The following is a 7,721-nucleotide window of genomic DNA, read 5'->3' on the forward strand; positions in this document are numbered from 1 at the left end:
TCACCGTCACGGGCCCGACCGCGGCCAGCTACCTGATCGTCTACCCGGGCGGGACGACCCGGCCCGGCGCGTCGAACCTGAACTTCAGCGTCGGCCAGACCATCCCCAACATGGTCCTGGTCCCGCTCGGGCCCGGTAACACCGTCACGTTCTACAACGCGGCCGGGGTCACGGACGTCATCGCCGACGTCCTGGGCTACTACCGGCAGGGGTACGGCGCCGGGTTCATCGGGGTAGCGCCGGCCCGGGCCCTGGACACCCGGATCGGCCGGGGTGCTCCCAAGGCCAAGCTGGGGGCGGGGCGCGCGCTGACCCTGACCGTCCCGAACCTGCCGGCGGGCACGACCGCGGTCGCCCTGAACGTCACCGTCACGGGCCCGACCGCGGCCAGCTACCTGATCGTCTACCCGGGCGGGACGACCCGGCCCGGCGCGTCGAACCTGAACTTCAGCGCCGGCCAGACCATCCCCAACATGGTCCTGGTCCCGCTCGGGCCCGGTAACACCGTCACGTTCTACAACGCGGCCGGGGCCACGGACGTCATCGCCGACGTCCTGGGCTACTACAACTGACCGTGGTCGTCTCCGGCCGCTCTCGCCATGGTCATCGCTGGGACTTCGGTCGGCGGCCTGACCCTCGTCTCGACCCGGATGATCGCCCCGCTCCCGGCGTCAGATCGGCAGCAGATGGCACATCATGACCACCATCGGCTGAGGCCGGACCTTGCTTCAGGGGCAGCTGGTCAAATACGTGTGCTCTCGCGATACGTTTTGCGCATGGCCAGACCCCACGCCGCATATCTCATCGAGGATGCCTTCCATCGTCGTTCGAATGCCATCCTGCGCGGCCGGGGATGGGGCACCCGCACGATCAGCCACACCGGATACGGAAGTCAGGACTTCGTACGGGTCCTCGGGAGGGTGCTGCTGAGCCGTCAGCACCCCGGGCCGCCGGTCAGCGCGACCGAAGGAAATCTGCGGCGCCTGAGGGACACCCCGGGTGTACAACGCGGCTGGCGGGCCTTCATCACCGCCGGGGCGATGAACGTGCCGGTGCGGGTCGTCGCGGGCCGTCGGACTGCGCAGACGTTCTCCGACCGCAGCGGCTACATCGACGTGGTGATTCGCGATCCGGGGCTTGAGCCGGGCTGGCATGCCGTCACGATCGAGGCGGAGGGCGGCGAGCCGGTCCAGGCCGCGGTGCGGATCGTCGACCGCGAGGCCCGGTTAGGCATCGTCAGCGACATCGACGACACGGTCATCTCCACCTCGCTGCCACGACCGTTCATCGCCGCCTGGAACACCTTTGTCCGGCAGGAGACAACTCGTCACCTGGTGCCCGGTATGGCGCCGATGTTCCGCACCCTGATCGCCGAACACCCCGGGGCGCCAACCTTCTACCTGTCCACCGGCGCCTGGAACACCGCGCCGACGCTGACCCGCTTCCTCAAACGTCACGGCTACCCGGCCGGCCCGATGCTGATGACCGACTGGGGCCCGACCAACACCGGCTGGTTCCGCAGCGGCCAGGAGCACAAGCGCGCGTCGCTCGACCGCTTGGCCCGCGACTTCCCGGGCATCCGGTGGGTGCTCATCGGCGATGACGGACAGCACGATCCGAAGATCTACCAGGACTTCGCGGAAGCCCGCCCCGAGCTCGTCGACGCGATCCTCATCCGCCAGCTGACGCCGACCGAACAGGTCCTGTCCCACGGCCTGCCCGTGTCCAACGAGGAGATCGCGCCCCGGCCGCAACGCGCCGCGCGCGTCGACGTCCCGGTGTTCTACGCCCCCGACGGGTTCGGGCTGTTGCGGATCCTGCGCACCGCCGGCAAGGTCGGGCGCGGTGCCTGAGCTCCCGGAGGTCCAGGCCCTCGTCGACTTCCTCGCCGTGCGGACGGCGGGACACGCCATCGCCGGGATCGAGCTCGCGTCCTTCTCCGTCCTCAAGACCTTCGACCCGCCGTCCTCGGCCCTGGAGGGCGGCCTCATCGACGCGGTCTCGCGCCACGGCAAGTTCCTCGACATCGACGTCGGCGGCATCCACCTGATCTTTCACCTCGCCCGGGCGGGCTGGCTGCGCTGGTCCGACGAGCTGCCTACGACCACGGTGAGGCCCGGCAAGTCACCGATCGCGGTGCGGGTCAGGCTCTCCGACGGATCGGGCTTCGACCTGACGGAGGCCGGCACCAAGAAGTCGCTCGCGGCATACCTCGTCCGCGACCCCCAGGTGGTGCCGGGCATCGCGCGCCTCGGCCCGGACCCGATGGCGGCCGACTTCTCGCTGGAGACCTTCGCCGGGATGCTCGAGGGGCGCCGCACCCAGGTCAAGGGCCTGCTGCGCGACCAGGAGTTCCTCGCCGGCGTTGGCAACGCCTATTCCGACGAGATCCTCCACGTCGCTCGGCTCTCGCCCTTCGCCATCGCGGGCAGCCTCGGCCGCGAGGACGTCGAGCGTCTGTATGCCGCGCTGCGCGACACCCTCTCGGGCGCGGTCCTCGCGGCGACGGGCAAGCCGGCGAAGGAGCTCAAGGACGCCAAGCGCGAGGGGATGCGTGTCCACGGCCGGGCCGGGCAGGGCTGCCCGGTGTGTGGCGACACCGTCCGCGAGGTGTCCTTCGCGGACTCGTCGCTGCAGTACTGCGCGACCTGCCAGACCGGCGGCAAGCCCCTCGCTGACCGGCGCATGTCACGGCTGCTGAAGTAGTCGCCCGCGCCACGGTGGAGGTCGCGCGGGGTGGGTGAGAGGATGCGGGCATGACCAACCCCCCGCAGATCCGGCCGGCCGACCTCGCGGACGACGCGGTCCTGCTCGACGTGCGCGAGCAGGACGAGTGGGACCTGGGACACGCCCCTGGCGCCGTCCACATCCCCCTGGGAGACCTGCCTGCCCGGATCGCGGAGCTGCCCGTCACCGACGCCGCCCCGCTGGCTGTCGCGTGCCGCGTGGGCGGTCGCTCGGCCCAGGCCGTTGCCTGGCTGAGCCAGCAGGGCCTCGACGTCGTCAACCTCGACGGCGGCATGATGGCCTGGGACGCCGCCGGCAAGCAGATGGTGGCGCAGGGCACCGAAGCGCCCCGCGTGAAGTAGCCGTGCGGATCCTCTCGATCCAGTCCCACGTCGCCTACGGCCACGCCGGCAACTCCGCTGCAGTGTTCCCGCTGCAGCGGCTCGGCCACGACGTCCATCCTGTCCTCACGGTGAACTTCTCGAACCACACGGGATACGGCGAGACCCGTGGCCCCCTCATCGCGGCGGCGGACGTCGCCGAGGTCATCCGGGGTGTCGAGGACCGGGGGGCGTTCCCGCACCTCGACGCCGTCCTGTCGGGCTACCTCGGGGCCGAGTCGATGGGTGCGGTGGTCCTCGACGCGGTGGCCCGGGTCCGGGCCGCCAACCCCGCCGCGATCTACTGCTGCGATCCCGTCATGGGCGACGTGGGGCGTGGCTTCTTCGTCCGCGAGGGCATCCCTGAGTACCTCCGCGATGCCGTGGTCCCCATGGCTGACATCGTCACGCCGAACCAGTTCGAGCTCGAGTTCCTCACCGGGCGCACCGTCGCGACGCAGGCGGACCTGCTGGCTGCGGTCGCCGAGCTGCGAGCGTCCGGACCTGCGACGGTCCTCGTCACGAGCGTCCTCACCGAGGACACCCCGCCCGACTCGATCCAGATGGCCTGTGTCGGCACCGAGGGCGCCTGGCTGGTCACGACCCCGATGCTGGCGATGACGGTCCGCGGCGGCGGCGACGTCACCGCTGCGCTCTTCCTCGCCCACACCCTCACCGACGGTCACCGGGTGGCGCTCTCCCGCACCGCCGCGACGATGTATGCCGTGCTCGCCGCCACCCACAGGGGCGGTCATGAGGAGATGCAGCTCATCCCCGCCCAGGACTCGATCGCCCACCCCGACGAGCGGTTCGAGGTCACCGAGCTCAGGTGAGGGCCACCGGTGGGGCTGCGACATCGCCCCTGTCCGTTGGTTGAGGGGTAGAGCATCCGGGGAAGAATGGCCCCTGGGCCTCCACATCAAGAACGACCACGTCCACGACCTCGCCCAGCCCGACGCCGCGACTCGCCCATGTCCGGGCGATCCTCGCCGACGTGGACCATCGCCTGACCGCGGAGGACCGGGCGGCGCCGATCACCGATAACCTCGACGACGACGCCGGACTGCCGCGGTGATCCTCGACAGCTCTGCCGTCCGCCCGACGGGTGCCGCTAGGACGCGGGAACCTCGCGCAGGACGCAGAACTCGTTGCCCTCGGGATCGGCGAGGACGGCCCAGCCGCCGTCCTCGGCGTTGCGCAGGTCGTTGACCAGCGTCGCGCCGAGGCCGAGGAGCCGGTCGACCTCCTCGTCGCGGGTGCGGTCAGTCGGCCGGAGGCAGACGTGCATCCGGTTCTTCACCGACTTGGGCTCGGGCACCTTGAGGAAGAGCAGCCATCGTCCGTCCGGGCCCTCGAGCCCACACTCCTCGTCGCCCGGGTTCTGGCCCTCGTCGGTGAGCCGGTGGTCGTCGAGGACCTGAGCCCACCACATTGTCTGGGCGTAGGGATCGGCGGCGTCGATGCAGAAGTTGCTGGTTCGGGAGGCCACGGACTGACGGTGCGTGGGGTCAGTGCGCGTTGAGGAGTCGGGTGACCTCGCTCTCGAGGTAGCGACGGTGACCCCCGAGCGTGCGCAACGATGTCAGCTTGCCCATCTTGGCCCATCGCGTGACCGTCTTCGGGTCGACGCGAAATCTCAGGGCGACCTCGCCCGGCGTCAGTAGCTTCTCGTGATCGATGACCTGGTTGAGCATGACTTCCTCCCGTTGTCTGCTGTCAGGAGACGGTGTCCCCATCGTGTTTACCCATGTGACGAATGCTGTGCGCCGATCTGCCGCGCCCCGTCGTCAAGGTAAAGAATGCTTCCGTGGTTCGTAAAGGAACGGTAAAGGATGCGGCAGTGTTTGTCTAGGTTTTGGCCGAAACCTCCTCCATCGACAGGTGTGTTGGCAGCTCTAGCGAGCAGGACCAGGATCCGGGGCGGGCGCCACGTTGGAGGTGCGGGCAGCGGCGACGACACGGCATACCGCTTTATCGGTCAATCTCGGGGGAACGCTAGAGAGGCGCATACGCTGCGAGAATGGACCCGATCCGCAATCCCTATGCCCCCGGCGCCGGCCAGCGCCCGCCCGAGCTGGCCGGGCGGGACGAGCAGCTGCGTGCCTTCGACGTCGTCCTCGAGCGCGTCGCCAGGGGCCGGCCGGAGCGCTCCATCGTCCTCACCGGACTGCGTGGCGTCGGCAAGACCGTGTTGCTCAACGCGTTGCGGTCGGCAGCCGTCCGGGCCGACTGGGGGACCGGCAAGCTCGAGGCGCGCCCCGACCAGCGCCTGCGGCGGCCCCTTTCTGCGGCCCTCCATGTGGCCGTGCGCGAGCTCGGCCACCCCAATGCGGAGTCGGTCAACCAGGTGCTCGGCACCATCAAGGCGTTCGCGCTGCGCGACGCAGCCCCGGGCGCCAAGCTGCGCGACCGGTGGAGCCCGGGGATCGACGTCCCCGCGACGAAGGGCCGGGCCGACTCCGGTGACATCGAGATCGACCTCGTCGAGCTGCTCGCCGACGTCGGAGGGCTGGCGGCCGACCTCGGCCGCGGAGTGGGCGTGTTCATCGACGAGATGCAGGACCTCGGGCCAGACGACGTGTCCGCTCTCTGCGCCGCCTGCCACGAGATCTCCCAGTCGGGTCTGCCGCTCATCGTCGTTGGCGCCGGGTTGCCCCACCTGCCAGCGGTGCTCAGCGCCAGCAAGTCCTACAGCGAGCGGCTCTTCCGCTACAGCCGCATCGACCGGCTCGACCGCGCAGCGGCCGACCTCGCCCTTGTCTCCCCGGCCCGGGACGAGAGCGCCGGGTTCACCCCGGAGGCGTTGGAGGAGATGTATGCCGTGACCGCCGGCTACCCCTACTTCATCCAGGCGTACGGCAAGGTTGCCTGGGACGTGGCGCCCGGGACACCGATCACGCTGGACGACATCCGGGTGGCCTCCCCCGAGGCGGAGTCGGAACTGGCTATCGGGTTCTTCGGATCTCGTTACGAGAGAGCGACTCCGGCCGAGCGCGAATACCTGCGGGCGATGGCCGACGCGGCCAGCGACGAGGGTGTCGGTGAGGCCGGCGAAGAGAGGTCGGACAACGATGGTGAGGACACGGCATACCGGGACGCCGAGTCGGTGGCTACCTCGGCCGTGGCGACCCGGCTCGACCGCAAGCCGCAGTCGCTGTCTCCCGCGCGGGATGCGCTGCTCAAGAAGGGCCTGATCTACTCAGGGGAGCGGGGTCGGATCGCCTTCACCGTGCCGCACTTCGGTCGTTACCTCAGGGCCAACGCGTGACTGTCTGGTGGCTGGCACCGCATCGCGCCCGTGACGCGGGCACGGCTCGCGCGATAGATTTTCGGCATGAGTGACGTGTCCCTCCCCTCCTGCACCAATTGCTTAAGGCCGACCGCTCCCGACCGCTGCACGAGGCTGCTGACAACCTCCTCCTCAAGGCGAGGGTGGCCCTGGAAGAGGGGGACGAAGAACAGACGGCGAAGTGCGTGGGCTGCGCGGCCGCTCTGCAGTACGACGAGCACGATGCCCATCCGGCGGTGACGGTGGCGTCAATGGCCTTGTTCTATTAGGTCGTCGACGCCATGGAGGACGCAGATGAGGGGGACGCCATCTGGCTCACCACCGCGCTGGCCGTCCTCGACCATGTCGAGGGTATTGCCGAGATGGGGTTGCGCCACGTCCTGGACGTCCTGTCGCGAGACTTCGCGTTGAGCCTGAGCCGACGGGAGACGAAGCTCATCCGCCGGGAGGTCGGTCGACCCGGGCCGGAGCTCGACCTTGGGATCACTCGGGACAGCTCGGTCGAGGAGATCCGAGACGTGGTTCTCTCCCTGCTGCGCGTGAGCGTCGAATACCACCTGGCCCTGCATCACTGAGCGGCCCCGACACGCAGGGAAAAGTGGCTCTGCTGACCCATCCGTTCTGAGCTGTCTGAGGTCCAGAACCAGTGAGCGGGGCTGGGCCGGTTCTTCCACTTCGAGTTCCTCGGGAAGGCCATGGATGGGCTGGGTGGTCAGGTCGTCGCTGGTGGCGATGGCCCATAGCTGCTAGGCCTGCCCTCACTGTCCCGGCGATCCGCAACGCGATGCGGGATGTGTCCCTCGGGCCGCCGTTGGACAGCACCGCGGCGCCGACCGTCGACGCCGTAGATCTGGCCGCCCGGGTGCGTCGACTGATCCCGTAGGCGCGGACGCTGGTAGACGAAATTTCCCTCGGTGGCGTACTCGCCAGACGGTCGTCGAAGAACATCATGTCCGCGGCGCCATCGCCGAAGCTGGTCACGAGGAACCGACCGCGGTGTAGCGCAGCAGCACGGCCGAACTCCGCCTGATCGACTGGCTTCTGGACCGCCGTCGCCGGGCCGATCGGGACCTGAGGTCGTGCTGGCGTCTTTGTTCCGCGGGCGTGGGCCCGCCATCGGGATCGTGGCTGGCTTGGTCGTCCCCGGTTTCATCTAGCGCGTGACGCCAGTAGCGTCGGGCTAAGATGGGGGAGGCAGGCGGGAGGCAACATGACGACGCTTGACGGACTCGCCCTGCGGGACGACTCCGGTACGCATACAACTGGCGGAGCAGGCGAATTGGATCCAGTTGGTGCGCATCACAGTGACTTCTCGAAGGGCAAGC

9 protein-coding genes are annotated in these 7,721 nt (G+C 69.3%); 7 read left to right on the forward strand and 2 right to left on the reverse strand.

Annotated features, from left to right (window positions below):
* The 5 genes from ACLL9L_RS16320 to pdxY all read left to right on the forward strand — a co-directional run.
* On the forward strand, window positions 1–572 hold a 572-nt coding region (locus ACLL9L_RS16320), incomplete at its 5' end, for a hypothetical protein (RefSeq protein WP_411285712.1).
* Window positions 573–776: 204 nt separating this feature from the next.
* A complete protein-coding gene (locus tag ACLL9L_RS16325) occupies window positions 777–1,853 on the forward strand; it encodes an App1 family protein (protein ID WP_411285713.1) in 1,077 nt (358 codons plus the stop codon).
* Window positions 1,846–2,706: an Fpg/Nei family DNA glycosylase gene (locus ACLL9L_RS16330; RefSeq protein WP_411285714.1), complete on the forward strand. Its 861-nt coding sequence runs from the start codon at window positions 1,846–1,848 to the stop codon at window positions 2,704–2,706. Before ACLL9L_RS16325 ends, ACLL9L_RS16330 begins: the two co-directional genes overlap by 8 nt.
* A gap of 50 nt (window positions 2,707–2,756) precedes the next feature.
* On the forward strand, window positions 2,757–3,089 hold the full coding sequence (locus ACLL9L_RS16335) for a rhodanese-like domain-containing protein (protein WP_411285715.1): 333 nt from the start codon (window positions 2,757–2,759) through the stop codon (window positions 3,087–3,089).
* Between the two features lie 2 nt (window positions 3,090–3,091).
* A complete protein-coding gene (gene pdxY / locus ACLL9L_RS16340; protein WP_411285716.1) occupies window positions 3,092–3,940 on the forward strand; it encodes a pyridoxal kinase PdxY in 849 nt (282 codons plus the stop codon).
* Window positions 3,941–4,218: 278 nt separating this feature from the next.
* Here the strand turns inward: pdxY and ACLL9L_RS16345 are convergent, their stop codons facing one another.
* Both ACLL9L_RS16345 and ACLL9L_RS16350 read right to left on the reverse strand, forming a co-directional pair.
* The gene (locus ACLL9L_RS16345) at window positions 4,219–4,596 is read right to left on the reverse strand and encodes a VOC family protein (RefSeq protein WP_411285717.1); all 378 of its coding nucleotides are present in this window, start codon (window positions 4,594–4,596) and stop codon (window positions 4,219–4,221) included.
* A gap of 19 nt (window positions 4,597–4,615) precedes the next feature.
* On the reverse strand, window positions 4,616–4,801 hold the full coding sequence (locus tag ACLL9L_RS16350) for a BldC family transcriptional regulator (protein WP_411285718.1): 186 nt from the start codon (window positions 4,799–4,801) through the stop codon (window positions 4,616–4,618).
* Window positions 4,802–5,127: 326 nt separating this feature from the next.
* On the opposite strand from ACLL9L_RS16350, the gene ACLL9L_RS16355 reads away from it, so the two are divergent.
* A complete protein-coding gene (locus ACLL9L_RS16355; RefSeq protein ID WP_411285719.1) occupies window positions 5,128–6,375 on the forward strand; it encodes an ATP-binding protein in 1,248 nt (415 codons plus the stop codon).
* A gap of 302 nt (window positions 6,376–6,677) precedes the next feature.
* A complete protein-coding gene (locus ACLL9L_RS16360) occupies window positions 6,678–6,971 on the forward strand; it encodes a hypothetical protein (protein ID WP_411285720.1) in 294 nt (97 codons plus the stop codon).
* The last annotated feature ends 750 nt before the right edge of the window (window positions 6,972–7,721 follow it).

The sequence above is a fragment of the Lapillicoccus sp. genome (genome assembly GCF_046595215.1).
Classification (GTDB): Bacteria; Actinomycetota; Actinomycetes; order Actinomycetales; family Dermatophilaceae; genus Lapillicoccus.